The sequence below is a fragment of the Candidatus Dedyshia acidiphila genome (assembly GCF_051025295.1).
Classification (GTDB): Bacteria; Acidobacteriota; Terriglobia; order Terriglobales; family Acidobacteriaceae; genus KBS-83.
In genome coordinates, this window is record NZ_JBMGJV010000006.1 from 17,981 (window position 1) to 44,340 (window position 26,360).

Here is a 26,360-nt window from a genome sequence, read left to right on the forward strand (position 1 = left end):
AGGTCCCGCGCGTTGCGACCCCCTTCCGCGCTGTGCTACGGTCGAAGGGCTGAGAGGGAAGGGCGTTTGTCCATGAAGTCACCCAACCGGACCCACGAGCTCTCGCCCGAGGAGCAGGTTGTTTACCGGTCGCTCGACCCCGAGCGTATGCCGGAACACATTGCCATCATCATGGACGGAAACGGTCGCTGGGCCGGCCGTCGTAGTTTGAAGCGCTTCCTCGGTCACCAGCAGGGCGCCGAATCCGTGCAGTACGTCGTCGAGACGTCCTCCCGCATCGGCCTGCCGTGGCTCACGCTGTACGCCTTCTCGCTCGAGAACAATCTGAAGCGGCCGAAGACGGAAGTGAACTTCCTGATGCGCCTCTTGCGCTCTTACCTCATCAACAACGTGCAGCGCATGAATGACAACAACGTGCGCATCTCCTACATCGGGCGCACGCACGAGCTGCCAGCCGAGGTGCAGGAGCAGATGCAACGGGCTGCCGAGGCCACCGCTCGCAACACGGGCACTGTGCTCACGCTGGCACTGAATTACGGCGCGCGTTCGGAGATCATCGATGCCTTCGCGTCACTCGCGCGCGAGCGTGCCGCGGACGGCCGCAGTGCGGACGCGATCACCGAAGACGATCTGCACCGCCACCTCTACACGGCGCACATGCCTGATCCGGATCTCGTGGTCCGCACCTCGGGCGAGATGCGCATCTCGAACTTTCTGCTGTGGCAGATCGCCTATTCCGAGATCTTCGTCACCGATCGCTTCTGGCCCGACTTCCGTGGCCTGCATCTGCTCGAAGCCATCGCGGAATACCAGCGGCGCGAGCGCCGCTACGGCGGGCTGAAGGATCGGTCGCCCTCGGACGAAGAGCTGCCTGAGCCCTCAGGCGTGCTCGTCCCCCGCTAGCTTCTCAACATCTCTCAACGACGGCTCGAGCCCCCCAGCAGCGTGCCCAGGGCGCCGCGAATCAGGTCCCGGCCCACCTGCGAGCCGATCGCTCGTGCTGCGCTGTTCACCATGGCCTGCGCGGGCGACATCCGTCGCGTGTTGCTCGAGAACAGCGCTCCCATGGCCTCGGTCAGCAGACCGCCAGCGGCCGCGCCGATGCCCGCGCCGGCCGGTGCGCTCTGCTGTTGCACCGTAGCCTGCGCCTGCTGGTTGACCTGGTCCCGCTGCTGCATCTGCACGGGCGTCGGTGTCTGCTGCGCCTTGCCGCTCAACCGTTCGTAGGCTGACTCGCGGTCGACCGTCTTCTCGTAGACGCCCGCCACCGGCGAGTTGGCGATCAAGGCGTGCCGCTGCTCCGGTGTGATCGGACCGATCTGACTTGACGGCGGGGTCACCATCGCGCGCTCGACGATGCCGGGCGTGCCGCGCTCGTCGAGGAAGGACACCAGCGCTTCACCCACACCGAGCTGCGTGATCGCGCTCGCTGTGTCGAGCTTCGGATTCGGGCGAAACGTATCCGCCGCCGCCTTCACCGCTTTCTGATCGTTCGGCGTGAAGGCGCGCAGTGCATGTTGCACGCGATTGCCGAGCTGGCTGAGCACCACCTGCGAGATATCCGTCGGGTTCTGCGTGACGAAATACACGCCGACACCCTTGGACCGGATCAGCCGGATCACCTGCTCGATACGCGAGCCGAGTACGGGTGGTAGATCGTTGAACAGCAGGTGCGCCTCGTCGAAGAAGAAGACCAGCTTCGGCTTCTCCGGATCGCCCACCTCCGGCAGTTGCTCGAACAGCTCCGACAACAGCCACAGCAGGAAGGTGGCGTAGAGCTGTGGCGCCTGCATCAGCTTGTCCGCCGCCAGCAGGTTGATCACGCCGCGCCCATGCTCGTCCGTCTGCATCAGGTCGTCGATGTTCAGCGCCGGCTCGCCGAAGAATTTGTCACCGCCCTGCTGCTCGAGCCCGATCAGCCCACGCTGGATTGCGCCGATGCTCGCCGCGGAGATGTTGCCGTACTGCGTCTTGTACTGCGCGGCGTTGTCGCCCGCGTGCTGCAGCATGGCCCGCAGGTCCTTCAGGTCGAGCAGTAGCATGCCTTCGTCATCGGCAATCTTGAAGACCAGCGTCAGCACGCCGGCCTGCGTGTCGTTCAGGTTCAAGATGCGGCTCAGCAGCAGCGGCCCCATCTCGGAGACGGTCGCGCGCACCGGGTGGCCCTGCTCGCCGAAGATGTCCCACAGCGTGACGGGGCAGCCAGCAAACGCCGGCGCGGGCAGGCCCATCGCCTTCAGCCGCTCGTTGAGCTTCGGCGTGCCCGTGCCCGGCTGGCTGATGCCGGAGAGGTCGCCCTTCACGTCCGCCGCAAACACTGGCACACCCAGCCGGCTCAGCGCCTCTGCCATCACCTGCAGCGTCACCGTCTTGCCCGTGCCGGTTGCGCCGGCGACCAGGCCGTGCCGGTTCGTCAGCCCGGGCAGTAGCGCCAGGTCTTCGTTGGTGTCAATGGTGCGGGCAATCAGCATCGGTGCTGGCATCCAGCCTCTCCTACCGCCGCAGCGGGTTCTCCGAAAAGACGAAGGTACACCGAGCACGCCTCCTTCGCACCACGCGCGCGCCGGACTACCTTCCATGCCATCGACCGTCTAAGCTGAGGAAGCATGCAGGTGCGCGTTCTCTTCTTCGGCGTTCTCAAGGACCTTCTCGCCTCGGACGGTCAGTCGCTCACGCTGCCCGAGGGCGCGACCGTCCGCTCTCTGCTCGACCATCTGCGCACCCCAGACCCGGTGTGGTCTGCTTTGGCGGTGGCCGTGAACCAGGAATACGCCAACAGTGCGGTCGTGCTCCGGGATGGCGACGAAGTTGCGCTGCTACCGCCAGTCTCGGGCGGCCTCGATGCGGCAGGCTTTGCTGAGCCGCACATTGCGCTCACGCGCGAGCCGATCCGCCGCGACGAGTTGATCGCTGCACTCCAGCAGCCCGGCGATGGCGGCACTGTCGTCTTCGACGGCACCGTGCGCGACAACACGCGCGGACGGCGCACGCTCTTTCTCGATTACGAAGCCTACGAAGCCATGGCGCTCGACGGCATGCGCAAGCTCGCCAGCGAAGCACGCGAGCGTTACGCGATCGATCGCGTCGCCATCGTTCATCGTTTGGGGCGGATCGAGGTAAGGGAGAGCAGCGTGTTGATCGTCGTCACCTCCGCGCATCGTGCGGCCGCGTTCGACGCCTGCCGCTGGCTGATTGACACGCTCAAGCGCACGGTGCCGGTGTGGAAGAAGGAGCACTTCGCCGATGGCGCCGTGTGGACCGACGGCGAGCCCTTCCCGCCCGAGCTGACGCCCGACGCAGCACCGCAGCCGGAACCTGCCCCATGATGGGCAACGTCATCGGCCAGCTTCGCCGCGCCGAGCTGCTGCCACTCGTCGTCTCGCTCGCCTTATCGCTCGCCGGCGCTGCGCAGACGCAGCCGTCTTCCGATCCGCAGCCGGACAGCGTCCCCAACTTCCGCGTCAACGTTGGTCTCGTGCCGGTCTTCGTCAGCGTGACCGACAAGGCGGGCGCGCCCATTGGTGCGCTGAACCGCGATGACTTCACTCTGCTTGAGAACGGCAAGCCGCAGCGCATCGCCGTCTTCGAGCGCGACACCTCCGCGCCGCTCGCCATCGTGCTCTCAGTCGATATCAGCGGCAGCGTGTCGAAGGACTTCGCGCAGGAGCAGCAGGCCGCGCTCCACTTCACGCACGATGTGCTGCGCGCGCAGGACCGTGCGGACCTGCTCGCGTTTGCCGACAGCACGCGCGAAGTCACTGGATTCACGCGCGACGCAAAGCGTATCGCCGGCGGCCTCGGCTCGTTGCATCGCGGCCGCGGCGGCACTGCCTTCTACAGCAGCATCGTGCTCGCATCGCAGTTGCTGCGGCCTGAGCATGGGCGACGCGTGCTGGTCGTCGTCTCCGATGGCGGCAATACCGTGAACGGCTCCAGCTATCAGGACGCGCTCGATGAAGCCGTGCGCGACGAGGTGATGATCTACAGCATCATCGACGTGCCCGTCGCGGCGAGTGCCGGTCGCGATCTTGCCGGCGAGCACGCGATGATTACGCTCTCCGAACAGACCGGTGGGCGTGCCTACTACGCCGACCAGGGCTCGCTCGATCAGATCTTCCAGCGCATCGCCGACGATCTGCGCACGCAATACCTGCTCGGCTATTACCCGCAGCAGCGTCCGCCCGAGGCGGAGATCGCTGGTGGCACGAGGTTTCGCAGCATCACCGTGAAGCTGAGCGGGGCACAGGGTGAGACGCGCTACAGTGTGCGCAATCGTCCGGGCTACTACGCGAAAGACGCGGGACAATAGCCCTGTTGAAAGCCGTCCATTCGGCTCGGCTACAATCGCCGCATGCCGAATGAGAGCTCCGCCCGCCGCGGCCGCAAAGCGCCCCCGCCCGGCGACACTGGTCAGGAGACAGCGTACCTGCGCTTCCTGTCGGAGAAGCAGGTCCCGGTCACGGTGAAGCTGCGCGATGGTGAGAGCGTGTCCGGCTGGATCGAGTATTTCGACGACAGCATGATCCGCCTCACACGCGAGGGCCGGCCGAACCTCTTCATCTACAAGCAGCAGATTCGCACCATCAGCGAGCAGGGGCGCCGTCCGCGTCCGGATGCCCGTCCAGAAACCCGCAGCGACACCGCCCCCGAGCCCCGCCCGTGATCAGCCAGCTACCGGATTCCCTCAACCTCGGACTTGCTGTTCCCGCCGCTGCGATCGCCATCGAAGCCGGGCTGCTGGTCCACGACTACTACGAACGCGGTGTGCGCGCCGAGTACAAGGGCGACGTCGATCTCGTCACCGAGGCAGATCGCGCCAGCGAAGAGCTCATCGTCGCGAAGCTGCAGCACGCATTCCCCAACCACGGCATCTTCGGTGAAGAGGGAACGCGCTTCGGTCTCGAGGCCGAGTACCGCTGGTATGTGGACCCGCTCGATGGCACGACGAACTTCGCCCACGGCTTCCCATATTTCTGCATCTCGCTCGGCCTGGAGCACCGCCCCGCGGGCCTCGCCGCGGATCAGGATGGCGAGCTCATCGCCGGTGTCATCTATCATCCGGTGACCAACGAGCTGTTCGTGGCGGAGAAGGACAGCGGCGCGTACCTGAACGGCCGTCGCTTGCAGGTTTCGAAGACCGCACATCTGCAGGAGGCGCTGCTCGCGACCGGCTTTCCCAGTCACAAGCGTCACGAGAATCCAAACGTGCACTTTTATCAGCAGCTCACGCTACGCTCGCATGGTGTGCGCCGCGCCGGCGCTGCCGCGCTCGATCTGGCGTACACAGCGGCGGGCCGCTTCGACGCGTACTGGGAGTTCAACCTGAACCCCTGGGACACAGCGGCGGGCGTCCTGATGGTGCGCGAGGCAGGTGGAACGATGACCGGCTTCGAGGGCCACCCCTTCCGACTGGACAGCCGCGAAGTGCTCGCGACCAACGGGCTGCTCCTGCCCGAGGTGCAGCAGATCTTTTCCGACATGTTCGCCGGGCGAGATATCGAGCCCGTCCCTACGCCAGCCGAGTTCGCCGCTCGCCGCGCCAAGCACGACGCAAAGTAAGCACGGGGCACGCGCTAGCTCATTCGGAGCTCGATGCGGTATGGTCTTTTCGTCTTCGTGAAAGGCCTTACATGCGCACTCTGTCTGCCTCCGCCCTCGCTGCAGTTCTTGCATTCGCCTCGTTGCCCGCAGGTGCGGCTGATGCGCCGAAGCTCGTCGAAAACAATGGCCACCATGCCCTGATGGTCGACGGCGCGCCATTTTTCGTGCTCGGCGGGCAGATCAACAACTCGAGCTCGTGGCCGTCCACTCTGCCGGCAGTCTGGCCCACGCTCGAGGGTATGCATGCGAACACCATCGAGGCGCCTGTCTACTGGGAGCAGATGGAGCCGGTTCAGGGCAAGTTCGATTTCTCCACCGTTGATCTGCTCGTGAACGGCGCGCGCGAGCACAAGCTTCACCTCGACATCCTGTGGTTCGGCACTTGGAAGAACGGCGAGGATCATTACGTTCCCGAGTGGATCAAGACGAACCCGGAGAAGTATCCGCGCATGATCAACGAGCGCGGCGATCCGGTGCAGGTGCTCTCTGCCAACTCCGACACCAACCTCGAGGCCGACAAGGCTGCCTTCCGCGCACTGATGCACCACCTGCGCGAGATTGATGGTGAGCGGCACACGGTCATCTTGGTGCAGGTCGAGAACGAGTCGGGCGCAATCAATGCGGTGCGTGACTACTCACCCGCTGCGCAGAAGCAGTTCGATGGGCCGGTTCCCGCCGCGCTCGTCAAGGCACTCGGCAAACGGCCGGGCACGTGGCGCGACCTCTTCCACACCCAGGAGGGCGGCCCCGATGCGGATGAGGCGTTCCAGGCCTACTCGGTGGCGCACTATATCGACCAGGTGGCTGCGGCTGGCAGGCAGGAGTTCGATATCCCGCTTTATTGCAACGTGTGGATGCAGTACCCGCACGGCTACCACGTGCGCGGCTGGGATCATCCCGGGGACAGCTACCCGAGCGGCGGGCCGGCGCAGACCAACCTCCCCATCTGGAAGGCGACCGCAACCCACATCGACATGATCGGGCCGGATATCTACACCAGCGATACGGAGGCCTTCAACCTCATCCTGAACGCCTACCACCGTCCAGACAATGCAGTGTGGGTGCCGGAGACCGGTCTCGGGGACGACTTCGGCAAAGGCATCTTCTACGTCATGGGCCTGGGCGGCATCGGCTACTCGCCATTCGCCACGGACCAGACCGGCTGGACGCTCGCGCCGGGTGAACTGCCCAAGCGCCACACGGAAAACTACGGTCTGCTTGCGCCGATGGATCGCGATCTCGCGAAGTGGCTCTACGAAGGGAAGGTGCACACCGCGACCGAGGAGGTCGGGCGCGCTGATACTTCGCTCGAGCTGGGCCGCTGGCATGCGGAGATCGGCTTCGGCCATCCGCAGGAAGATGGCGCCCGTGCGCCTGGCACCACGGACCACATGGGCCGCGTGCTCATCGCGCAGACCGAGCCCGACACCTTCATCCTTGCCGGCTTCGATACGCGTGTGACGTTCCGGGTCGGCCCGGGCCAGAAGGGGTACGCGCAGATCGTTCGTGCCGAGGAAGGCCGCTACGAAAACGGAAGCTGGCACGCGCTGCGCATCCTGAACGGTGACCAGACGGATCGCGGCATCAATCTGCGGCACGACGATATGGTGGTGCGGGTGCAGATGGGCACTTACTAGGCAGCGGCCGAAAGGACCTCGCAACAGCGTCCCGGGCCGCGTAGCGGCGCGTTTCACCGCGTCCATCGGCCCTGTCGCGCCCTGCTACAATCGCAGAGAACCCACCGCACTGGAGATTTCGCTTCATGGCTTACGTCATCGCAGAACCCTGCATCGGTACCAAGGACAGCGCCTGCGTCGATGCCTGTCCCGTTGACTGCATTCATCCCAAGAAGGATGAGGGCGATTACGGCGCGGCCGACCAACTGTTCATCGATCCCGTCGAGTGCATCGACTGCGGTGCCTGCGTGCCGGTCTGCCCCGTCTCCGCAATCTTCGCCGGCGACGACCTGCCGGAGAAGTGGGCCAGCTACGCAGAGAAGAACTCCACGCACTTTGGCCGCTAGGCACTCCTTGTTTTGCATTGCCAACGCGCAGCCTTCGGGCTGCGCGTTGCTGCGTCTGGATCGACCTGCATGACCGCAGAAGCCATCGTCTTGCGCACCTGGCCCATCCACGAGGCCGACCAGATCGTGGCGCTGTTCACCCGCGAGTACGGCAAGCTGAAGGGTGTCGCTAAATCTGCAGCGAAGAGCCGCCGTCGCTTCGGCGGGGCGCTCGAGCCGATGACCCATGTGCGCGCCAGCTTCGTCGAGCGGCCACGCCAGGAACTGGTCCGGCTCGACTACTTCGAGATCGTGCAGTCACCGCTCTCATTGCAGATCGACTATCTGCGGCTCAGCGCGCTCGCCTTCTTTGCAGAGGTCACGGACGAGACGCAGCCCGACCACGACCCGAACGACGCCGTCTTCCGCCTGCTGCTCTCGGTACTCGACGTGGCGGCCAGCGGGAATGTGTGGATGCCGGTTACCTACTTCGCGCTCTGGATGCCACGCCTCATGGGCTGGCTGCCGGACCTGCGGCGCTGCATGCTTTGTGCGGAGCCGCTCGACGGAGCACCGGCCTATTTCCATGCGCTCTCAGATGGGCTGGTGTGCACACATCACCGGCGGCTCGCCTCCGGCACGCTGTCGAGCGATTCGCAGCGACTGGCTGCGCACATCCTGCACGCGCCCGCATCGGCACTTGCCGCGGAGCCTTGGCCCCGCGAGCGTGCTCGCGATCTGCGAAAGTTCTCCGTGCAGACGCTCGAGCGCCACCTTGAACGTCGCCTTACGAGTGCCGCTGCGCTGGTGAAGCAGGGCGGTTAGACCCCAGCCTCCTCGCGCTCGTTCGCCGGTTCACGGTACCGCGAGGACAGCAGGCGGAACACGCGCTCCCGGGCCTCCTCTCGTTCGACCGAACGTCGCCGCCCGAGCAGCAAATCTTCGAGCGAGACAAAGCCGATCCGCTGATGCGTCGTACGGTCGAGGACGGGCAGCCGAAGTTGGCCCGTCGTCGCCATCCGCTCCGCAGCGCTGCGGCAGGTGTCATCCCCATAGGCCCAGAGTGCAGGCGCCGGCATCACATCCACCGGCGCCGCGTACGCCGGAGGCTCCTTGTCGACTTCCTGCATCGCATCGCCAACGCTCACCATCTCGAGTGGATCGACTCCGTATTCGCGCGTCAGATGGTAGCCCCGACGTCCCAGCTTCTCGGTCAGGATCGAACGGCGCATGATGAGCGACGTGACGGTATAGGAAGCCACGCAGGCCGCGACCAGTGGCAGGAGTGCCGGCAGAGCCTGGGTGAGCTCGACCGAGAAGACAATCGCTGTCAGCGGAGCGCCCAGCGCACCGGACAGCATCGCGCCCATGCCGAGCAGAGCCAGCGTCCCCTCCGGCATGTGAAGCAGATGCGCGATCAGCGCGCCGATGGAGGCGCCAATCATCAGGATCGGGGCGAGCACGCCTCCGGATGTGCCTGAGCCGAGCGAGAAGGCCCACATCAGCGACTTGAAGACGATCACGCCGAAGATCAGCGCGAGTGTCGCCTTGCCCGCGAGCAGCGCGGCGATATTGTCATAGCCCACGCCGAGCCCGTGCGGGAAGAACAAGCCGCCTAATCCCACCCCGACCCCACCGATGGCTGGCCACCACATCCAGTGCACCGGCAGACGATGAAACAGGTCTTCGAAGCCATACATCATGCGGCTGATCGCGGCCGCAGCCAGCCCGATGACCATCCCGAGCAGCGCCGCGAAGAAAGCGAAGCCAATGCCCCCGGGCATGGCGAGGTCGTGAACAGGGAAGAGCGGTCCCGCGCCCAGCCACCACACCCGCAGGACAGCAGCGACCGTACTCGCAACTGCAACAGGTACGAGTGACCGGGGACGCCACTCGAACAGCAGCAGCTCCACCGCAAGCAGCACCGCGGCGAACGGGGCGGCAAACGTCGCAGACATGCCTGCAGCCGCGCCGGCCACCAGCAGCGTGGTTCGCTCAGCGTCCGTGAGCCTCACCCATTGCGCCAGCAGCGAGCCGAACGCGCCGCCCGTCATGATGATTGGGCCCTCTGCGCCGAACGGACCACCGGAACCGATCGCGATCGCTGCGGAAAGTGGTTTCAGCAGCGCGACCCGCGGTTCCACACGCGCGCCGCGCAACAGGATTGCCTCCATGGCCTCGGGAATGCCGTGCCCGCGAATCTTGTCGGAGCCGTAGCGCGCCATTGCGCCGACGATCAGGCCGCCGAGGATCGGCACCGCCACCATCCACGCGCCAAGCGGGCTGCCGGCAGGGCCCACCATCTCGAGGCTCCACCGGTGGTAGTAGAAGAGGTTGGTGGCGAGCGCGATCGCGCGCAGCAGCACCACGGCGAGCACCGCACCGCCTGCGCCGACGACCGCCGCGAGCGCGGAGATCAGCCAGACGCGGCGATCGAGCGTGAAGTCGCGGAGCGGAGACTCCGTGCGAACAGCCTTCATCGCGCGCTCCTCGTCCCCTCTGCCAGCGGAGGGTGGGCTGCGGGCGTCAGCAGGCCTGTAAGCGCCTCGATCAGCGCCGGTCCCATCGTCTCCAGTTCGTTGCGATGATGCCGTGCCAGCTTGTTCAACATGCGGCTACCGCGTACCGTCACGCGCAACAGCACGCGCCGTGCATCCGCTTCGTCGTTGGCCCGCTCCAGCAGCCCCTGCTCCTCAGAGCGGTTCGCCAGCTCGACCACGCTGTTGTGCCGCAGGCCCAGCCGCTCCGCCGCGTAGGCGATGGTCGGCACCGCGCCCGCCGGCGCACCGGCAATCTGCAGCAAAAGCTGATGCTGCTGCGGCTGCAGGCCCGCGCTGGTCGCAGCCTGCTCGCTGAACAGGAGGAAATGACGCAGACGGTAGCGGAACTCTGCCAGCTCTCCAATGAGGTTGTCGGCAGGTTCAGCCTCCGGGCGAGAGCGGGGCGGTCGTGCAGTCTCGATCACACTTATATCGTATCACGATATATTTGGTGAAGCAGTGAACCCCTCCTGCCCGGACCGCCCTCCGGCGTATACTTCAGGTATGTCGATCGTGCGCAACATAGCCGGCGTGGCGAAGGGAATGTCGATCACCTTTGGCGAGATGTTCAAGCCAACAGAGGTGGAGAATTACCCGGACGGCCCAGGGCCGAATCGCGGTGCGCACTTTCAGGATCGCTATCGCGGCGCTCACGTCCTGCAGCGCGACGAGAACGGCCTCGAGAAGTGCGTCGCGTGCTTCCTCTGCGCCGCAGCGTGCCCTTCGAACTGCATTCATATTGAGGCGGCAGAAAACACGGACGAGAAGCGCTTCTCGAGCGCCGAGCGCTATGCCAAGGTCTACAACATTGATTACAACCGCTGCATCTTCTGCGGCTACTGTGTCGAGGCTTGTCCCACGGACGCAATCACGCACGGCCACGGCTTTGAACTGGCCACACTGAACGCGACCAACCTGATCTATCGCAAGGAAGACATGCTGACCCCGGTCAGCACGCTCACCGGCGAGAACCAGGTGCAGACCGACGAGATCTACGCGGCGAATCCGCCGAGCGAAGCCGCCCGCTAGGTCGGCGTCTTCAGCAACAGGTAGCCACCGGCAAGCCCGAACAGCAGGTCCGGCGACCACGCTGCCAGAAATGCAGGCAGCATGTTCACATTGCCCATCGCCTGGAACAATCCTTCCACCATCCAGTAGGCGATCGCGACACCGATCGCTGCCGCCACACCGGTCAGTGAGCCGCGCCGGCCCATCGAGAGCGCGAACGGCACGGCAAGCACGGCCATGATCAGCGTGATCAGCGGATAGGCCAGCTTGTGATCCAGCTGCACGCGCAGCCGCATGGTGTCGAATCCGCTCTGCCGCAGGTCGTGGATATATCGCGAGAGCTCGAGGAAGCTCATCTCCGACGACTGGTGGTTTTCTTTCTTGAAGTATGCGGGCTGCTCCGGCAACGTACTGAACGTGCTGAGCGAGAAGCGCTCGTAGCTGCTCACCGCCTCGCCATCGAAATGGCGGTCCCAGCCGTCTTCAAACAGCCACTGGTGCAGGTGTGGATCCCAGTGCGCCGTCGTGGCGAAGATGCGCCGCGTCAGCGAGAAGTTCTCCGGATCGAACTCGAAGACCGACAGGTTCGCGAAGCGGTCGTGATCCGGATCGAAGAACTGGTAGTAGTAGATGCGCCCCGGCCGCGCGGGCTCCTGTTTGCCGAAGATCCACTGTTGATCGGGGCGAAGAAACGTCTGCGCCGGGCGCCCCTTGATGACGCTCAGCAGTGCCTCCTGGCGGCGATTCGCGCCGGGCAGATAGCTCTCGTCGAAGAGGAACAGCCCGAGCGCGAGCACGGCGGCGATCACCAGCACGGGCACGATCACGCGATAGAGGCTGATGCCGGTCGCCTTCATCGCCGTCAGCTCGCTCGACCGGTTGAGTACGCCAAACGTCACCAGTACAGCGACGAGTACGCCCAGCGGCATCAGCGTGTAGATCATGCTCGGAATCAGGTTGAATAGGTACTCGCCCACCGTGACCAGCGGTGTGCGGTTGCGAATGATGTCGCCCAGCCGCTCGAAGAACGTGAAGACGAGCATCAGCATTACGAACGTGACGAGCACCAGGCCGAACGTGGTGAGGAATTCGCGGAGCACGTACTCGTCGAGGATGATGGGAAAGCTGCGACGGCCGGAGCGCGCACGCGGCGTCTGCTCGGGGCGCGGCGCCCGCTGCCGCTGTTGCCGGCCACCGGCGCGTCCGCTGCCCAGGGTAAAGAGCAGCGGCACCACGCTGCCGCGGCTGAGCTGCTGGACCAGCAGAACTCCCAGTCCGCCGAACAACAGATTCGCCGCCCACACGCCGAGGAACGGATCGATTTTGTTCTGCCGGGCGAGCGCCACGCCCGTCGACGACAGGAAGTAGTAGAGAAACACCAGCGCGATCGTCAGCACAAAGCCGGCGCTTTTGCCGCCGCGCCGCGACGCCAGGCCGAGCGGCACGCCCACCAGCATCAGCACCAGGCACGACGTCGGGAACGCAAACCGTTTGTACAGCTCGATGCGATACCACTGCCCGCCCGGCGCATGCGAGCGCCGCCACAGCTCGCGGGCGGACATGGCCAGCACCGGCATGTCCGCATGGCCAATGTGCGTGGCATCCTGCTCAGTGATCTGCAGTGGCAGATCCGCCTCCGCGAAGGTGGAGACGGAGTATTGATTCGGATCGTTGGCGACGAACTCGTGCTGCGTGCCATTGCGCAGTCGCATCCGCAGCGAGCCATCGCCGCCGTTCACGACCGTCGCCTGCGCAGCGGTGATAATTCGTGGCGACCCCGGATGTGTCAGGTCGGCGAGGAAGACACGCCGCCACTGGGCTGCGCCCGCTGCAGCGCGCACATCCTGAATGTAAAGAACGTAGTTCTTGAAATCTTCGTAGAAGACGCGCGGCTGAATCTCGAACGAGGCCTGCGACGTCTTCAGGCCGTTCTCCAGCTCCAGCAACGCCTCCGCCGCTCGCGGGGCCAGGTACAGCGCATTCAGCAGCGAAAGGATCCACCCGAACACCGCGACGATCGACACGATGCCCACGAACCGCCACACGCCCATGCCGGCGGCACGCATTGCGGTGATCTCGCTGTCTGCGGCGAGCCGGCTCAAGCCAAGCAGCACGCCGACCAGCACCGCCATCGGGATCGTGACGGTGAAGGTGTTGGGCAGGGTGAGCAGGAAGATCTCAGCCATGCTGGCCAGCGACGCGCTCTCCCGCACCACCAGCTCCAGAATGTGGCCGAGGTCGCGCATGAACAGCACGAATGTGAACAGCGCTACGCCCAGCAGGGCATGCGAGGTCACTTCGCTCAGGATGTAACGGGTCAGGATGCGCACGAAGTCGGCCTTCGGGCTAGTGTACTGTGCTCGATTCGCTGCGCTACGCTGGAAGTGGCTGGCTACCGTGCGTGACGGTATACGAGGTCGAGCAGCTCGTCGTACATCGCGGTCGCGCTCTCCCCGCCCTTCTGGATCGCCTCCGTCGCGCAGTGCTCCAGGTGATTGCGCATCAGCAGCCGGCCCACGCCACGCAGCGCCTCCTGCACGGACGCGACCTGCACCAGAATGTCGGCGCAGTAGCGCTCGTCCTCGACCATCGCCTCGAGGCCACGCACCTGCCCTGCAATGCGTCGTAGCCGGCGAACCGCTGCCGTCTTCAACGCCGGGTCAACAGCCACCGCGTGCCTGCCGCTGCTTGCGCACGCAGCGTGCGATGCCGGCACAGCCGTCTTCTTCGTGGCGCTCATGCTGCCCTCCAGCGCCGCAGGCGCAGACTGTTCAGCAGCACACTCACCGAGCTCAGCGCCATGGCCGCGCCGGCCACCGCAGGCGAGAGCAGCAGCCCGAACCGCGCAAATGCTCCCGCAGCCAGCGGAATGGCGAGCACGTTGTAGATCGCGGCCCAGCCCAGGTTCTGCTGCATCACGCGCCGGGTGTGGCGCGCCAGTTCAATGGTCGCCGCCACGGCGCGCAGGTCGCCCCGCAGCAGCACCGCATCGCCCGCTTCGCGCGCCAGGTCGGTGCCGCTGCCCATCCCAAGGCCGGCATCTGCCTGCGCAATCGCAGCCGCATCGTTGATGCCATCACCCACCATCAGGACGCGCGACCCCGCCTGCTGCAGCGCCTGGATGCGCTGGAGCTTCTGCTCGGGTGAGAGCGCCGCCTCCACTTCATCGATGCCCAACTCCGCACGCACCGGCTCGGCGGCTGCGAGGCTGTCGCCGGTCAGCAGCACGGTGCGCAGCCCAAGCCGGCGCATCGACGCAAGCGCGGCACCCGCCTCAACGCGCACCGTGTCGCGGCACAGCAGCAAGCCGGCGTAAGTCTTGTCGGCTGCGATATAGAGAGTCGTCGCGCCCTGCTGGTCCGCGTCGGACGCAGAGTCCGAAACATCGACACCATGCTCGCGGAGCAGCTTCGCGTTGCCGGCCAGCACGCGCGTGTCGCCAACCGCCGCCTCAACCCCCATCCCGGGGCGCGCCTGGCTATCCTCAATTGGCTGGAGCGGCAGATGCTGCGACTCCGCCGCGCGCAGCACGGCCCGGGCCAAGGGATGTTCGGAACGCTGCTCGGCGGATGCAGCGAGCGCCAGCAGCCCCTCCTCAGTCCAGCCGGCGGCGGGCAGAATCGCGATCACACTCGGCGCACCCTCCGTCAGCGTGCCAGTCTTGTCGAAGAGCACTGTATCCACATGCGCCAGCCGTTCCAGCGCCTCGCCGCCCTTGAACAGCACGCCCAACTGGGCCCCGCGCCCCACCGCGATGGTGAGCGCCGCAGGCACAGCCAGCCCCATCGCGCAAGGGCAGGCGACCACCAGCACCGCGACGGCCGTCGCGAATCCGCGGCTCGGATCGATGAAGGACCATGCCAAAAACGTCACGGCCGCAAGTACAAGAACTACCGGCACAAAGATGCGGCTCACGCGATCGGCAAGCTGCTGCATGGGAGCACGCGAGGACTGCGCCTGCTCCACCAGACGCAGGATCTGCCCCAGCCGGCTCTCCGCCCCCACAGCCGTCGCTCGGTATTCGAGCGCGCCATCGTAGTTCAGCGATCCGCCAGTCAGCGCATCTCCGGTCGCCTTTGCCACGGGCCGTGCCTCCCCGGTCAGCAGCGATTCATCGACCTGCGTCGTGCCGCGCAAAACAATGCCATCGACCGGCACCCGCTCGCCCGGCCGCAGAACGACCGTGTCGTCCGGCAGCACAGTCGCAGTGGGCACGACGATCTCGCGCCCCTCGCGCAGAATGCGCGCCTCACCCGGCTCCAACTCCGCCAGCGTGCGCACGGCATCGAGCGCACGCTTCTTCGCCCGCGCCTCCATCCAGTTGCCCAGCAGCAGAAAGCCGAGGATGAACAGCACAGAGTCGTAATAGAGATCCGCGCGTAGGCGATGGCGCTCGAATATTCCAGGCCATAGCGTCGCGGATGCCGAGTACAAGAACGCAGCAGTGGTGCCTAGCGCGACCAGCGTGTGCATGTTCGTGGTGCGGTGGCGTGCCGCGCGCCACGCCCGCTGGTACACCGGCGCACCCGCGGTCATCATGCCCAGCAGCGTCACGGCTCCAAGCACGAGTGAGCGCGTCCGGCTCACCGGCTCCGTTGCCGCCATGCTGATCCACATCAGAATCGCGCCGGCCGTAATCGTGACGACAGCCATCCAGAGCAGTCGGCTCGCCGCGCGTGCGGCGCTCTTCTCGTCATCCTCAGTGCGTTTGGCAGAGCGGCCGACGTCGGGCAAGGTCGCCTGGTAGCCCGACTCGTCGACCACCTTCACCAGTGCGTCCGGCGACGACTGTCCCGGCGCGTAGATCACACGGGCCGAATGCGCCAGCAGGTTCACCGTCGCATCCATCACCCCAGGCGCAGCACGCAGCGAGCGTTCGACATGCGACTGGCACGCCGCGCAACTCATGCCCTCGATCGGCATCACGATCGTGCAGACCTCCGGCTCAGCCGGCGTCGCGGGCGTCTGCTCCGCGTGCCGCAAAGCCGTGTCAGCTGGTGACATGCGCTTCGAACCCCGCCTTGCGAATCGCTGCGACATACGGCTCTGGCGATGCGGACTCGCCGCGCAGTCGCGCGGCGCCCACCCGTACCTCGTCCACCTGCGTACCCGGAACCTGGTTGAGTGCGCGTGTCACCCGCTGCACGCATGCTCCGCAGTGCATGCCATCGATCTGAAAGGTTAGCTCAGCCATACCCCCACCCCCTATACAGGATAAGATGCGCGTCCCACGCCGAGGATGCAAACCGCAGCTACTCGGCGGCAGGGGAGGGCGAGGTGCCCTCCGGGTCGAAGCGATAGCCGACCCCTCGCACCGTGCGCAGGAACACCGGCGCAGCCGGGTCTTCTTCGAGGTACCGGCGCAGGCGCACGATGAAGTTATCGATAGCGCGTGTGTCCGTGTCCTCGCGCATCCGCCACACCTGCTCCAGCAGCTCTTTGCGCGGGATGCTCCGGGCCTGGTGGCGCACCAGGTAGCGCAGCAGGTCCGCTTCCATTACCGTCAGCCGCACGGTGCGCTCGCCGCCCGGCCGATCGATGCGCAGCTCCAGCGCGGCGAAGTCGATGGTCCGTCCCGCGAAACGGAACGGCGTCTCCTGCTCCGCCTGCGCTGCGCCCTCCGCGCGCCGCAGCCAGGACCAGCGCCGCAGTAAGCCGTGCAGTCGCGCCAGCAGAATCGACAAGTCGAAGGGCTTGGGCAGATAGTCGTCCGCGCCCGCTGCAAATCCACGCAGGATGTCCTCGGAGCGGCCGCGTGCAGTCAGCATCAGCACCGGGGTGCGATCGCCGCGCTCGCGTAATTGCTCGACCACCGCGAACCCATCGCAGCCGGGGAGCATCACGTCCAGCAGGATGACGTCATAACCGCCACGCTGATCGCTCGTCATTGCCAGCGCCGACTCGCCGTCGCGCGCGATCACGGCGCGATAGCCCTCCGCCTCGAGGTTGAACTTCAACCCCTGGGCGAGGTGCTCCTCGTCTTCGACGATGAGGACATACGCGCTCGCGCTCATACCGTTGCGCCGCCTTCCAGGCTCTTGCCAGGTGTAAGAATGCGCGGCAACTGCAGGTGGATGGTCGCACCGTGGCCCTCACCTGCGCTCTCTGCAAAGGCATCGCCCCCGTGCTGGCGTGCGATCGATCGCACCAGGAACAGACCGAGCCCTGTGCCCTTCACGCGCAGAATGCTGCGGTGTGGCACGCGATAGAAGCGGCGAAAGATGCGCTTGAGCTGTGTCTGCGGGATGCCCAGGCCCTGGTCGGCGACACTCACCATCACCCACGCATCGCTCTCCACTGACAGCACTACGGTCAGCTGCGCGCCTTCCGGCGAGTACTTCACCGCATTGTCCAGGATGTTCATCACCGCCGTGCGCAGCTCGTCGGCGTTGCCGGCCACATCGAAGCTCGAGCCGCCGGGTGCGCCTTCGAGCGCCCGCCGCTCTACTTCAATCGCACCGGGTGGCAGGTGATAGCGCAATCGCGCCGTGACCGCCGCCTGCTCCACCAACTGATCCATCGGCACGCGTTCCCGCACCTGGCTCTTCGAGCGCTGACCCAGCTCACCGGCCTTCAGCACCTGTTCCACGGTCGCCATCAGCCGGTCGGTATCGTCCGCCATGATGGTGAAGAACTCCAGTTGCTGCTCGCGCGTTACCTCGCGCCGACGCATGGTGTCCAGGTAGAGGCGGATCGAGGTAATGGGCGTCTTCAACTCATGTGTCACGGCATTCAGGAAGCTGTCCTGCTGCTCGCTGCGACGCACTTCGCGCACCAGGAAGACCGTATTCACAATCAGCCCGGCGATCAGCAGGCCGAAGAAGGGAATGCCGATCACCAGCGGCATCAGGCGACGCCAGTTCAGGATGATCCAGCCGACATTCAAAGTGAGCGCGACGCCGACCAGGCAAACACCCAGCGCGATGAAAAAGAACATCGCCCGGCCCCGCCGTGTGATCCGCATCGTGCCCCAAAGTATAGCGGCGCCGGCAGAGTTGTCTGCCGGCGCCGTGGAATGCTGCTTGGTTCGTGTGTTCTCTCGGCGTGCGATTAGGCTGCGCCCGCGGGACGCGGATTTGCCGGATCGTACGAAGCGATCTTGATCTGCGTCGCGAGCCCGAGCTTGCTCAGCAGCCAGATGCCCCAGTAGTTCGGATCCAGTTCGTACCAGGCCAGTCCGTGGCGTGCAGAAACGGGGTGCGCGTGATGGTTGTTGTGCCAGCCTTCGCCGCCGGTCAGCATCGCTACCCACCACAGGTTGCGCGACTCGTCCTTCGTGGCAAAGCGGCGCGAGCCCCACATGTGCGTCGCCGAGTTCACCAGCCACGTGGCATGCAGCCCCAGGGTGACGCGCAGGAAGATGCCCCACAGAACTGCAGGCCAGCCACCGATGGCAAGCAGCCCCAGGCCGACCACGACCAGCGGCACCCAGTGGTAGCGGCTCAGCATGCGATGCACCGGGTCTTTCGCCAGGTCCGGAGCATAGCGCGACAGCAGGGCTGTCTCATGGTGCAGCGCGTCGCCCTTCAGGATCCAGTCGACGTGTGCCCACCAGCCACCATCGTGCGGGGTGTGCGGATCGCCTTCATGATCGCTGAGCTGGTGATGCACGCGGTGTGTCGCGACCCAGAAGATCGGCCCACCCTCGAGCGAGAGCGTGGCGCAGATCGTCATCGCGTACTCCACCCATTTCGGCACCTTGTAGCCTCGGTGCGTCAGCAGCCGGTGATAGCACATCCCGATCCCGACGTTGATCGCGAGCACGTAGAGAACGACGGCGGCGATGAAACCCGTCCACGTGAAGAAGAACAGCGCCGCGACAGCGCCGACATGGAACGCGAGCATGAAGACTGTGGTGATCCAGTTGCGGCGGCTGCCCTGCGTGGCCTTGCCGAGCACTGGCACATCGACCTTGCCGCGCTTCGACCGCTCGGCGGCAATCTTCGCTGCCGGATAGGAAGCGGGGGAGGGGGAGGGAGCTTCGAGGATGTCAGGCATTTCAACGGGCATGCGCGAGGAGACCTTGTTTGGAATAGCTTCAACTTCGACCCTACCAGCAGCCTCCGGACCCCCTCCGTAACAGTTTTGTAATCGCGGTACGCAGGGGTGCATGAGACAAAAGTTCATGCGGATTTTCTTCACGAAACGGGTGTTCTCGAGTGGTCTATTGCTGGCTGCCACAACAGTTGTAGGTCTGGCCCAGGGTCCAACGCCCCTCCCAACCAGCAAAGAACTCAGTCCGGTGCCGGGCTCGCCGCAAGGAACGAACAACCTGCCGATGACGGTCGCGGTCTCTCCGGACGGTCGCCACCTCGCGCTGCTGAACGCGGGCTACGGCTCGGCAGACTCGCAGTACCTCCAATCGATCGCCCTGGTCGACACCGCCACGGGCAAGGTGATCGACGTTCCGGACGCGCGCACGGACCGCCACATGCCCCAGATGCTCTATCAGGGGCTCGCCTTCAGCTCCGATGGCACGCGCCTCTTCGCCTCTTTCGATTCGCTCACCGCGCCCGAGGGCGGCAAAACCTGGCAGACCGGCAATGCCATCGCGGTCTACCGCATTGATGCCGACAAGCTCACGCCGGAGCGGCTGATCCCCATTCCTCTCCAGACGCTCGCGCCTGGCCGCGCACAGAACAGGCTCGCCGCCGCTCTGCCGCCAGGCAAGGCCATTCCGTCTCCGGCTGGCCTCGCCGTCGTGAAGAGCGCAAAGGACGATCAGCTTCTCGTGGCCGACGACCTCTCCGACGACGTCCTGCTGATCGATGCAGCGAGCGGCACCATCCGCCAGCGTTTCGATCTCTCGACTGGCCCCGTAGTGCCCTCCGCCTATCCCTTCGTCGTCACGGCAACTCGCGACGGCAGCCGGGGCTTCGTCGCACTATGGAACGCCTCCGCAGTCGCCGAGCTCGACCTGCGCAGCGGCAAGGTACTGGGCACTGTATCGCTGCTGCCGCCCAAGGACGCGACCTCACCCGGATCACACCCGGCCGCGCTCGCCCTCTCCCCCGATGAGAAGACGCTCTACGTCGCGCTCGCCAATCGCGATGCCGCCGCGGCAATCTCAGTCGCTGGTTCCGCGATGAAACTCACCGGCCTCTACGACACGCGCCTGCCCGGCCAGACACTCTTTGGTGCGGAGCCGGATGCATTGGCGCTCTCCGCGGATGGCACTTCGCTGTATGTAGCCAACGCAGGCACAGATTCCGTCGCCGTCTTCAAGACGCGTCGCTCGCACGCCGGCACCCCTCAACAGGCAGAAGGCTTCGTGCCCACGGAGTGGCTCCCCACCGGGCTCGCCCTCGTCAACCAGCACCTCTTCATCGCCACCGGCAAGGGCAAGGGCACCGGCCCCAACAACCATCCGCAGCCTGGCGCCCCGCAGCGCTCCTCCACTTACATCGCCACGCTCCTGCGCGGCTCGCTCGCCTCCATCGATCTCACCCAGGCACGCGCGCAGCTCGCATCGCTCACGCGCCAGTCGGTCGAGAGCAACATGCAGAACGCCGCCGCGGTCCACATCCGCTTCCATGGCGGCGCAAACCCCATCCGCCACGTGATCTACATCATCAAAGAAAACCGCACCTACGATCAGGTCTTCGGCGATCTGAAGTCAGGCGATGGCGACCCCAGCCTCACCATGTACGGTCGCGACATCACGCCCAACCAGCACAAGCTCGCGGAGCAGTTCGGCATCCTCGACAACTTTTACGACTCGGGTGAGGTCTCGGGCGACGGCCACGTCTGGTCGACCGCCGCCATCACCAGCGACTACACCGAGCGCACGTGGCAGCAGTCCTATCGCGGCAAGGAGCGGATCTACGACTACGAAGGCGTGGTCGAGAACGGCTTCCCGCTCGCCGAGAAGATTCCCGACGTGAACGAACCCGCGAGCAGCTATCTCTGGACGAACCTCGCGCGCCACGGCAAGAGCTACTACCACTTCGGCGAGTTCGTCGCGACGCACTTCTGCGGTTCGGACGAGCCCGCGCCACGCAAGAGCCCGACCGAGGGCACACCCGAACCCGAGCCGGAGCATTGCACTGAGCCTGCAATCGCGCCCGGCAGTGAGGTCCCCGCCATGTATGGCGGCGGCAAGAGCCCGTACCCGTGGGCCATTCCTCGCATCGCGGAGAACGTCGCAACCAAGCCCGAGCTGGTGGGGCACTTCGATCCCAACTATCCCGACTTCGAACTCGATTTCCCGGATCAGTTACGGTTTGAAGAGTTCGATCAACAGTTCAAACAGTGGGTAGCAAAGCGAAACAGCGGCAGAGACGAAATGCCGGCGTTCGTCATGCTGCGCTTTCCCAACGACCACACGGGCGGCACCCGCCCGGGCAAGCCAACTCCCAGCGCATCGGTGGCTGACAACGACCTCGCCGTCGGCCGCGCCGTTGAGGCCGTCTCGCACAGCCCGTACTGGAACGACACCGCCTTCTTCATCCTCGAAGACGACGCACAGGCCGGCGCCGATCACGTCGATGCGCACCGCAGCACCGCGCTCGTCGTCAGCAAGTACGCGCCGCGGCAGGCGACGCCCTTCGTCGAGCACAGCTTCTACACCACGGTGAGCATGGTCCGCACCATGGAGGACCTGCTCGGCGTACCGCCGATGAACAACAACGACGCCTTCGCGCCGCCCATCGCCGCGCTCTTCGGCGGTGCAGGGGATCAGCCCGCCTTCGACGCGGACGTCAGCAACCGAGACAACGGCCTGATCTATACCGCGAACAAGCCAAGCGCGCCGGGTGCAAAGCAATCCAGCCGCATGGACTTCCGCCACGAAGACCATGTCGATCCGCAGAAGCTCAACGTGATCCTGTGGCGCGATGCGAAGGGAAACACACCGCTCCCGGCAGCGTTGCGCATTCCGGCAGGGAAGCGCCGCGACGACGACTAGCCGCATGCGACTGCGCAAATGCAGAGAGGCGGCCATCGTGGCCGCCTCTCTTAGCTTCTGGTCAGACTTGGTTCGAGTCCGTCAGCCGACGAAGTCGACGTTCACTGGGTGCGGGATGATGCCGCGCTCATGGCCCAGGGCCAGCAGGCGGCGAATCGCTTCCTTGCCGTCCTCGCCGTAGTTCAGCGTGCGCTCGTTCACGTACATGCTGACGAAGCGATTCGCGAGCTGCGTGTCGAGATCGCGCGCAAATTGCATCGCGTAGGCCAGCGCCTCTTCGCGGTGGTCGAGCGCATGCTGGATGCTCTCCCGCAGCGCGCGCGTCACAACGCGCATCGTCTCGTCACCCAGGCTGCGACGAATCGCATTGCCGCCCAGCGGAAGCGGCAGTCCGGTCTGTTCGCGCCACCACTGGCCCAGGTCGAGCACCTTGAACAGCCCGCTCGCCGCGTACGTGAGCTGCCCCTCGTGAATGATCAGCCCTGCCTCATGCTTGCCGGCCAGTACCTCGGGGATGATCTGATCGAACGGCACTAGCGTCGTCTCGATCTCCGGTGCGAACAGCTTCAACGACAGCGCCGCCGTGGTCAGCTCACCGGGAATCGCGATGCGCACTTTCTTGATCTCGTCCAGCGAGAAGCGCCGCGAGGACACGATCATCGGGCCATAGCCTTCGCCCACGCTGCCGCCGCACGCCATCAGCGTGTAGCGGTCCTGCATGTACGGGTACGCGTGGAACGAGATCGCGGTCACGTCGTAGAACGCTTCCTTGATCGCTCTCTGGTTCAGCGTCTCGATATCGGTCAGCGTGTGGGTGAACTTCAGTCCGGGCACGCGCACCTTGTTGGTCGCCAGCCCGTAGAACATGAAAGCGTCATCGGAGTCGGGCGAGTGCGCGATGGTGATCTCGCGCACGCCTGTGGTGGTCTGTTCCATCTGCGGGATGGTGCTCACGCGATTGTGTTCCTTTCCGCAACCAGCCGGCGGCTGGCGATCGAGGCGCTGCTTTAGGAACGGACTGACGGGTCCGTTGGCTGCGCGCGCTGGGTGAATGAGAGGAAGATCTGGGCGCAGGCAGCGGCTGCCAGCACCTTGGCCGCGTCGCTTACCAGGAACGGCGCAATCGAAACGCGGAGCAGGGTCGCAACGCCGGTGTGCGTCAGCACGCCGAACCACGCAGCGCCACCCGAGAGCAGCAGCAGATCGCCCACCGCCGCGCCCGCAAGTGCGCCGGCCCAGTTGCGCTTGGCCCAGCGGTAGAGCAGACCGGCAGCGGCAGCAGCGAACGGCTCGGCCATCAGGTAACCGCCACTGTAGCCGAAGAGCTGGAACAGGCCGCCCGGACCATGTGGGCTAAACACCGGCAGACCGGCCGCGCCTTCGAGCAGATAAAGCGTCAGCGCCGCGAAGCTCAGCGCGGGCGAGAGCAGCAGCCCCAGCAGCAGCACCGCGAAAGGCTGCAGCGTGATCGGCACCGGCGTAAAGCCGAGCGGCACCGAGATATGCGCGCAGAGCGCGACCAGCGCCGTCGCGGCGATCGCAATGCCGGCTTGCCCGGCAAGGTGGCGAACGTTGTCACTTGCGTGTGTGGCCAGCGGTGCTTCGACTGCGGACTGCTGCATGCTTTCAGGCGTCGTGTCGTGCATCATCCTGCTCTCCCTCAGTCTTCCGGCACGTCCGTGCTCGCGATCGCTTCGCGGGCCGGCTCGCTTTCCTTGAGGACCCCACCGCTCGTCCGCTCGCGGGCGTCGCGGCGAATGTGCCGGGCCACCGCGATCGCTGCCCAGAGCAGCGCAATCAGGCTCGCGATGAAGACGGCAAACAGCCAGCGCATGCGTCGGGGAGGCGGTCCTTCCAGAAAAGTCAGGATAACAAAGTCAGGCGTCACCCCGGGCATGTCGCTCGTGGCCGTTTCCAGCCGCTGGCATCAGCGCACGTTCGCGAGCACCCACTGCAGGTAGGCTTCGCTGCCGCCCTCGATGTCGAGCACCAGGAACTCCGGCACGTCGTAGCTATGCAGTTCGTGGACCCGCTGGCGCAGCCCTTCCACAGCGGATTGCCGAGTTTTGATCAACAGCAGCGCCTCCTCCGCTGACTCGATCGCGTCCTGCCAGCGGTAGATCGAACGCACGCCGCCCAGCACATTCACGCACGCGGCCAGCCGCTCCTCGACCAGCGCGTGCGCGATGCGCTCACCCTCTCCGCGACTGCCCGCTGTTACCAGCACCAGGCGTGCTTCGCTCATCGCTCAACCTCGCCGAACCGAACGGCCACGCACAGCTCCGGTGCGCTCACCACGCGCTCTGCCATACAATCCTCCGCGAACCGCATCCGACGGCACAGCAACCTTCGATGTGCCCGGCGCGCGATCCCAACAGGAGAAAGACAGCAAAGCCATGGCGACAGAGATCAAGTTCGGCACCTCGGGCTGGCGGGCCATCGTTGCGGAGGAGTTTACCCTCGCAAACATTCGACGCGCCGTCACCGGCATCGCCACACATGTCGCCAGCCAGCCGGGCAGCCATCGCGTGCTGGTCGGCCGCGATCCGCGCTTCATGGGCGAGATGTACGTCGACGAGGCCGCACGTCTGCTGGCCCAGCATGGCGTCACGCCGGTGGTCATCCCGGAGGCCGCGCCCACGCCGGCCATTGCCTACGCCATCCGCCGGACCAAGAGCAGTGGCAGCATCAACTTCACTGCCTCGCACAATCCGCCTGAGTACAACGGCATCAAGTTTTCGACCGCAGACGGCGCACCCGCGCTGCCGGACGTCACGAAACAGATCGAGGCCGCCATTCGCGACCTGGGTGATGCGCCAGTCGCGCCGGGCAAGCCCCTCACCAAGACCGAAACGCTCGATGTGAAGCCCGACTACCTGAAGCGACTCGCGGAACTCGTCAACTTCGAAGCCATTGAAGCCGCCAAGCTGAAGATCGTCTTCGATCCTTTCTGGGGCGCCGCGCGCGGCTACACATCCGACCTGCTGCGCGAGCACGGCATCAACGTCCACACCGTGCACGACTACCGCGACGTGCTCTTCGGCGGCCATGCACCGGAGCCGGACGATCACCTGCTCGGCGACGCGAAGGCAAAGATGCGCGAGGTCGGCGCGCAGCTCGTCATCGCCACCGATGGCGACGCCGATCGCTTCGGCATCGTCGATGCGGATGGCACGTTCATCCAGCCCAACTACATCATCGCGCTCCTGTTCGACTACCTGATCGAAACGCGCGGCTGGAAGAACGGCGTCGCCAAGTCGGTCGCGACCACGAACCTCATCAATGCCATCGCCGAGAAGAACAGCGTCCCGCTGCACGAGACGCCGGTTGGCTTCAAGTACATCGGCGAGCTCATCCTCAAAGATGCGATCGCTATCGGCGGCGAGGAGAGCGCCGGTCTCACCATCCGCGGCCATGTGCCGGAGAAGGATGGCGTCATCGCTGGCCTCCTGGTCGCCGAGATGGTGGCGCGTCGCGGCCGCAGCCTCGGGGAGCAACTCAGGACGCTCTTTGCCAAGTATGGTTCCTTCTACCCCGTGCGGGAGAACTTCCACTTGACCGATGAGAGCAAGGAGAAGTTCACTGAAAAGGTGAAGCAGGACCCGACGGAGCTGGCCGGCAAGCGCGTGTCGCAGGTGGTGCGCACCGACGGGCTGAAGCTCATCTTCGAGGATGGCTCCTGGGTCTGCTATCGCCTCTCCGGCACCGAACCGGTGGTGCGCGCCTACACCGAGGCGCGCAACCAAGAGGAGAGCGAAACACTCACGCAGGCCGCTAAAGACTGGGTCCTGCAGTAACGCAGAAGGGGAGCAGGCGTGCAGCAGTCAGCATCAGGATCGGGCCAGCCGGCCGCATCACCGCGCGGGCGGCTGGCCCAGCGCTTCACCCTGGCCACGGCTGCGCATACGCAGCGCCGTCGTGTTGCCACCGTATGCGCGGTCGTGATTGCGGCCCTGGTCGGCTACCACGCATTATTTGGCGCCAACGGCCTGCTCGCTTATCAGGCCAAGCGGCAGGAAGACCAGGTGCTGCAACGTCAGCTCGAGCAGATCAGGCTCGAGAACACCCGGCTCAAGGCCCACGTCGATCACCTCAAAAACGATCCCGATGCTATCGAGTACGAGGCCCACACGCGCCTGCGCTACACCCGGCCGGACCAGGTGATCGTGCTGAACAATGAGCCCGAGGGCAGAGGCTCCGCACCCATGCAGCCTGTCGTGCCGCGACGCACCGCACCGGCTGCTCACAGCCCGCAAGCACGCTAGTCGTTCTGCCGCAACCCGTTCTGCCACGTATGGTTTAC

26 protein-coding genes are annotated in these 26,360 nt (G+C 65.5%); 12 read left to right on the forward strand and 14 right to left on the reverse strand.

All coding sequences use genetic code 11. The features are described from left to right. The first annotated feature begins 72 nt into the window (after positions 1 to 72). The gene (gene uppS / locus AC5IJH_RS04020; protein WP_491901514.1) at positions 73 to 903 is read left to right on the forward strand and encodes an undecaprenyl pyrophosphate synthase; all 831 of its coding nucleotides are present in this window, start codon (positions 73 to 75) and stop codon (positions 901 to 903) included. 14 nt (positions 904 to 917) lie between these two features. Here uppS and AC5IJH_RS04025 read toward each other — a convergent pair whose 3' ends face one another. After that, complete coding sequence (locus AC5IJH_RS04025; protein ID WP_491901515.1) at positions 918 to 2,483, reverse strand: helicase HerA-like C-terminal domain-containing protein; 1,566 nt, start codon at positions 2,481 to 2,483, stop codon at positions 918 to 920. A gap of 123 nt (positions 2,484 to 2,606) precedes the next feature. Between AC5IJH_RS04025 and AC5IJH_RS04030 the strand changes: the two genes are divergently transcribed. The 7 genes from AC5IJH_RS04030 (at position 2,607) to recO (ending at position 8,428) form a co-directional block, all read left to right on the forward strand. Beyond that, positions 2,607 to 3,326, forward strand: a complete 720-nt coding sequence (locus AC5IJH_RS04030) for a molybdenum cofactor biosynthesis protein (protein ID WP_491901516.1) — start codon at positions 2,607 to 2,609, stop codon at positions 3,324 to 3,326. Further along, positions 3,323 to 4,309 (forward strand): VWA domain-containing protein, encoded by a 987-nt coding sequence (locus AC5IJH_RS04035; RefSeq protein WP_491901517.1) that lies wholly within the window; start codon positions 3,323 to 3,325, stop codon positions 4,307 to 4,309. The genes AC5IJH_RS04030 and AC5IJH_RS04035 overlap by 4 nt, the downstream gene beginning before the upstream one ends. 42 nt (positions 4,310 to 4,351) lie before the next feature. Beyond that, entirely contained in the window at positions 4,352 to 4,663 is a 312-nt protein-coding gene (locus AC5IJH_RS04040; RefSeq protein ID WP_491901518.1) for an RNA chaperone Hfq, read from the forward strand. Continuing rightward, positions 4,660 to 5,559, forward strand: a complete 900-nt coding sequence (locus AC5IJH_RS04045) for an inositol monophosphatase family protein (protein WP_491901519.1) — start codon at positions 4,660 to 4,662, stop codon at positions 5,557 to 5,559. Before AC5IJH_RS04040 ends, AC5IJH_RS04045 begins: the two co-directional genes overlap by 4 nt. 71 nt (positions 5,560 to 5,630) lie before the next feature. Next, the gene (locus AC5IJH_RS04050; RefSeq protein WP_491901520.1) at positions 5,631 to 7,238 is read left to right on the forward strand and encodes a DUF5597 domain-containing protein; all 1,608 of its coding nucleotides are present in this window, start codon (positions 5,631 to 5,633) and stop codon (positions 7,236 to 7,238) included. Between the two features lie 125 nt (positions 7,239 to 7,363). Continuing rightward, a complete protein-coding gene (locus tag AC5IJH_RS04055; protein ID WP_491901521.1) occupies positions 7,364 to 7,624 on the forward strand; it encodes a 4Fe-4S dicluster domain-containing protein in 261 nt (86 codons plus the stop codon). Between the two features lie 69 nt (positions 7,625 to 7,693). Next, complete coding sequence (gene recO, locus AC5IJH_RS04060) at positions 7,694 to 8,428, forward strand: DNA repair protein RecO (RefSeq protein ID WP_491901522.1); 735 nt, start codon at positions 7,694 to 7,696, stop codon at positions 8,426 to 8,428. Here recO and AC5IJH_RS04065 read toward each other — a convergent pair. Both AC5IJH_RS04065 and AC5IJH_RS04070 read right to left on the reverse strand, forming a co-directional pair. Further along, positions 8,425 to 10,083 carry a chloride channel protein gene (locus tag AC5IJH_RS04065; RefSeq protein WP_491901523.1) on the reverse strand — a complete coding sequence of 553 codons (1,659 nt, stop codon included), beginning with the start codon at positions 10,081 to 10,083 and terminating at the stop codon, positions 8,425 to 8,427. The two genes, recO and AC5IJH_RS04065, sit on opposite strands and share 4 nt — an antisense overlap. Beyond that, a complete protein-coding gene (locus AC5IJH_RS04070) occupies positions 10,080 to 10,568 on the reverse strand; it encodes a MarR family transcriptional regulator (RefSeq protein ID WP_491901524.1) in 489 nt (162 codons plus the stop codon). Before AC5IJH_RS04070 ends, AC5IJH_RS04065 begins: the two co-directional genes overlap by 4 nt. Positions 10,569 to 10,647: 79 nt before the next feature. Between AC5IJH_RS04070 and nuoI the strand changes: the two genes are divergently transcribed. Then, entirely contained in the window at positions 10,648 to 11,172 is a 525-nt protein-coding gene (gene nuoI / locus AC5IJH_RS04075) for an NADH-quinone oxidoreductase subunit NuoI (protein WP_491901525.1), read from the forward strand. Here nuoI and lptG read toward each other — a convergent pair. From lptG to AC5IJH_RS04110, 7 genes are all read right to left on the reverse strand, one after another. Then, on the reverse strand, positions 11,169 to 13,481 hold the full coding sequence (gene lptG, locus AC5IJH_RS04080) for an LPS export ABC transporter permease LptG (RefSeq protein ID WP_491901526.1): 2,313 nt from the start codon (positions 13,479 to 13,481) through the stop codon (positions 11,169 to 11,171). The two genes, nuoI and lptG, sit on opposite strands and share 4 nt — an antisense overlap. 62 nt (positions 13,482 to 13,543) lie before the next feature. Beyond that, positions 13,544 to 13,891, reverse strand: coding sequence for a metal-sensitive transcriptional regulator (locus AC5IJH_RS04085; RefSeq protein WP_491901527.1), 348 nt, complete (start codon positions 13,889 to 13,891; stop codon positions 13,544 to 13,546). Next, positions 13,888 to 16,155, reverse strand: coding sequence for a heavy metal translocating P-type ATPase (locus AC5IJH_RS04090; protein ID WP_491901528.1), 2,268 nt, complete (start codon positions 16,153 to 16,155; stop codon positions 13,888 to 13,890). Before AC5IJH_RS04090 ends, AC5IJH_RS04085 begins: the two co-directional genes overlap by 4 nt. Beyond that, positions 16,142 to 16,345 carry a heavy-metal-associated domain-containing protein gene (locus AC5IJH_RS04095; protein WP_491901529.1) on the reverse strand — a complete coding sequence of 68 codons (204 nt, stop codon included), beginning with the start codon at positions 16,343 to 16,345 and terminating at the stop codon, positions 16,142 to 16,144. Before AC5IJH_RS04095 ends, AC5IJH_RS04090 begins: the two co-directional genes overlap by 14 nt. A gap of 58 nt (positions 16,346 to 16,403) precedes the next feature. Then, on the reverse strand, positions 16,404 to 17,165 hold the full coding sequence (locus AC5IJH_RS04100; RefSeq protein WP_491901530.1) for a response regulator transcription factor: 762 nt from the start codon (positions 17,163 to 17,165) through the stop codon (positions 16,404 to 16,406). Continuing rightward, positions 17,162 to 18,115, reverse strand: a complete 954-nt coding sequence (locus tag AC5IJH_RS04105; protein WP_491901531.1) for a sensor histidine kinase — start codon at positions 18,113 to 18,115, stop codon at positions 17,162 to 17,164. The genes AC5IJH_RS04100 and AC5IJH_RS04105 overlap by 4 nt, the downstream gene beginning before the upstream one ends. A gap of 86 nt (positions 18,116 to 18,201) precedes the next feature. Beyond that, positions 18,202 to 19,161, reverse strand: a complete 960-nt coding sequence (locus AC5IJH_RS04110) for an acyl-CoA desaturase (RefSeq protein ID WP_491901532.1) — start codon at positions 19,159 to 19,161, stop codon at positions 18,202 to 18,204. A 100-nt stretch (positions 19,162 to 19,261) separates the two neighbouring features. Between AC5IJH_RS04110 and AC5IJH_RS04115 the strand changes: the two genes are divergently transcribed. Next, a complete protein-coding gene (locus AC5IJH_RS04115) occupies positions 19,262 to 22,057 on the forward strand; it encodes a beta-propeller fold lactonase family protein (RefSeq protein WP_491901533.1) in 2,796 nt (931 codons plus the stop codon). An 81-nt stretch (positions 22,058 to 22,138) separates the two neighbouring features. On the opposite strand, the gene AC5IJH_RS04120 is transcribed toward AC5IJH_RS04115, so the two are convergent. The 4 genes from AC5IJH_RS04120 to cutA all read right to left on the reverse strand — a co-directional run bounded on the left by AC5IJH_RS04120 (position 22,139) and on the right by cutA (position 24,302). Further along, positions 22,139 to 22,993: a menaquinone biosynthesis family protein gene (locus AC5IJH_RS04120; protein ID WP_491901609.1), complete on the reverse strand. Its 855-nt coding sequence runs from the start codon at positions 22,991 to 22,993 to the stop codon at positions 22,139 to 22,141. Positions 22,994 to 23,064: 71 nt separating this feature from the next. After that, positions 23,065 to 23,706 carry a biotin transporter BioY gene (locus AC5IJH_RS04125; protein ID WP_491901534.1) on the reverse strand — a complete coding sequence of 214 codons (642 nt, stop codon included), beginning with the start codon at positions 23,704 to 23,706 and terminating at the stop codon, positions 23,065 to 23,067. Positions 23,707 to 23,717: 11 nt separating this feature from the next. Continuing rightward, positions 23,718 to 23,891 (reverse strand): hypothetical protein, encoded by a 174-nt coding sequence (locus AC5IJH_RS04130; RefSeq protein ID WP_491901535.1) that lies wholly within the window; start codon positions 23,889 to 23,891, stop codon positions 23,718 to 23,720. Positions 23,892 to 23,984: 93 nt separating this feature from the next. Further along, positions 23,985 to 24,302, reverse strand: coding sequence for a divalent-cation tolerance protein CutA (cutA, locus tag AC5IJH_RS04135; protein WP_491901536.1), 318 nt, complete (start codon positions 24,300 to 24,302; stop codon positions 23,985 to 23,987). A 151-nt stretch (positions 24,303 to 24,453) separates the two neighbouring features. On the opposite strand from cutA, the gene AC5IJH_RS04140 reads away from it, so the two are divergent. Both AC5IJH_RS04140 and AC5IJH_RS04145 read left to right on the forward strand, forming a co-directional pair. Next, positions 24,454 to 25,854, forward strand: coding sequence for a phosphoglucomutase/phosphomannomutase family protein (locus AC5IJH_RS04140; protein WP_491901537.1), 1,401 nt, complete (start codon positions 24,454 to 24,456; stop codon positions 25,852 to 25,854). Positions 25,855 to 25,872: 18 nt separating this feature from the next. Further along, a complete protein-coding gene (locus AC5IJH_RS04145) occupies positions 25,873 to 26,322 on the forward strand; it encodes an FtsB family cell division protein (protein WP_491901538.1) in 450 nt (149 codons plus the stop codon). The last annotated feature ends 38 nt before the right edge of the window (positions 26,323 to 26,360 follow it).

Coding starts and splice junctions, on each gene's coding strand:
- uppS (WP_491901514.1), top strand. CDS start 73: ATGAAGTCACCCAACCGGACCCACGAGCTCTCGCCCGAGGAGCAGGTT.
- AC5IJH_RS04025 (WP_491901515.1), bottom strand. CDS start 2,483: ATGCCAGCACCGATGCTGATTGCCCGCACCATTGACACCAACGAAGAC.
- AC5IJH_RS04030 (WP_491901516.1), top strand. CDS start 2,607: ATGCAGGTGCGCGTTCTCTTCTTCGGCGTTCTCAAGGACCTTCTCGCC.
- AC5IJH_RS04035 (WP_491901517.1), top strand. CDS start 3,323: ATGATGGGCAACGTCATCGGCCAGCTTCGCCGCGCCGAGCTGCTGCCA.
- AC5IJH_RS04040 (WP_491901518.1), top strand. CDS start 4,352: ATGCCGAATGAGAGCTCCGCCCGCCGCGGCCGCAAAGCGCCCCCGCCC.
- AC5IJH_RS04050 (WP_491901520.1), top strand. CDS start 5,631: ATGCGCACTCTGTCTGCCTCCGCCCTCGCTGCAGTTCTTGCATTCGCC.
- AC5IJH_RS04055 (WP_491901521.1), top strand. CDS start 7,364: ATGGCTTACGTCATCGCAGAACCCTGCATCGGTACCAAGGACAGCGCC.
- recO (WP_491901522.1), top strand. CDS start 7,694: ATGACCGCAGAAGCCATCGTCTTGCGCACCTGGCCCATCCACGAGGCC.
- AC5IJH_RS04065 (WP_491901523.1), bottom strand. CDS start 10,083: ATGAAGGCTGTTCGCACGGAGTCTCCGCTCCGCGACTTCACGCTCGAT.
- nuoI (WP_491901525.1), top strand. CDS start 10,648: ATGTCGATCGTGCGCAACATAGCCGGCGTGGCGAAGGGAATGTCGATC.
- AC5IJH_RS04085 (WP_491901527.1), bottom strand. CDS start 13,891: ATGAGCGCCACGAAGAAGACGGCTGTGCCGGCATCGCACGCTGCGTGC.
- AC5IJH_RS04090 (WP_491901528.1), bottom strand. CDS start 16,155: ATGTCACCAGCTGACACGGCTTTGCGGCACGCGGAGCAGACGCCCGCG.
- AC5IJH_RS04095 (WP_491901529.1), bottom strand. CDS start 16,345: ATGGCTGAGCTAACCTTTCAGATCGATGGCATGCACTGCGGAGCATGC.
- AC5IJH_RS04100 (WP_491901530.1), bottom strand. CDS start 17,165: ATGAGCGCGAGCGCGTATGTCCTCATCGTCGAAGACGAGGAGCACCTC.
- AC5IJH_RS04105 (WP_491901531.1), bottom strand. CDS start 18,115: ATGCGGATCACACGGCGGGGCCGGGCGATGTTCTTTTTCATCGCGCTG.
- AC5IJH_RS04110 (WP_491901532.1), bottom strand. CDS start 19,161: ATGCCCGTTGAAATGCCTGACATCCTCGAAGCTCCCTCCCCCTCCCCC.
- AC5IJH_RS04115 (WP_491901533.1), top strand. CDS start 19,262: ATGAGACAAAAGTTCATGCGGATTTTCTTCACGAAACGGGTGTTCTCG.
- AC5IJH_RS04120 (WP_491901609.1), bottom strand. CDS start 22,993: ATGGAACAGACCACCACAGGCGTGCGCGAGATCACCATCGCGCACTCG.
- AC5IJH_RS04125 (WP_491901534.1), bottom strand. CDS start 23,706: ATGATGCACGACACGACGCCTGAAAGCATGCAGCAGTCCGCAGTCGAA.
- AC5IJH_RS04130 (WP_491901535.1), bottom strand. CDS start 23,891: ATGCGCTGGCTGTTTGCCGTCTTCATCGCGAGCCTGATTGCGCTGCTC.
- cutA (WP_491901536.1), bottom strand. CDS start 24,302: ATGAGCGAAGCACGCCTGGTGCTGGTAACAGCGGGCAGTCGCGGAGAG.
- AC5IJH_RS04140 (WP_491901537.1), top strand. CDS start 24,454: ATGGCGACAGAGATCAAGTTCGGCACCTCGGGCTGGCGGGCCATCGTT.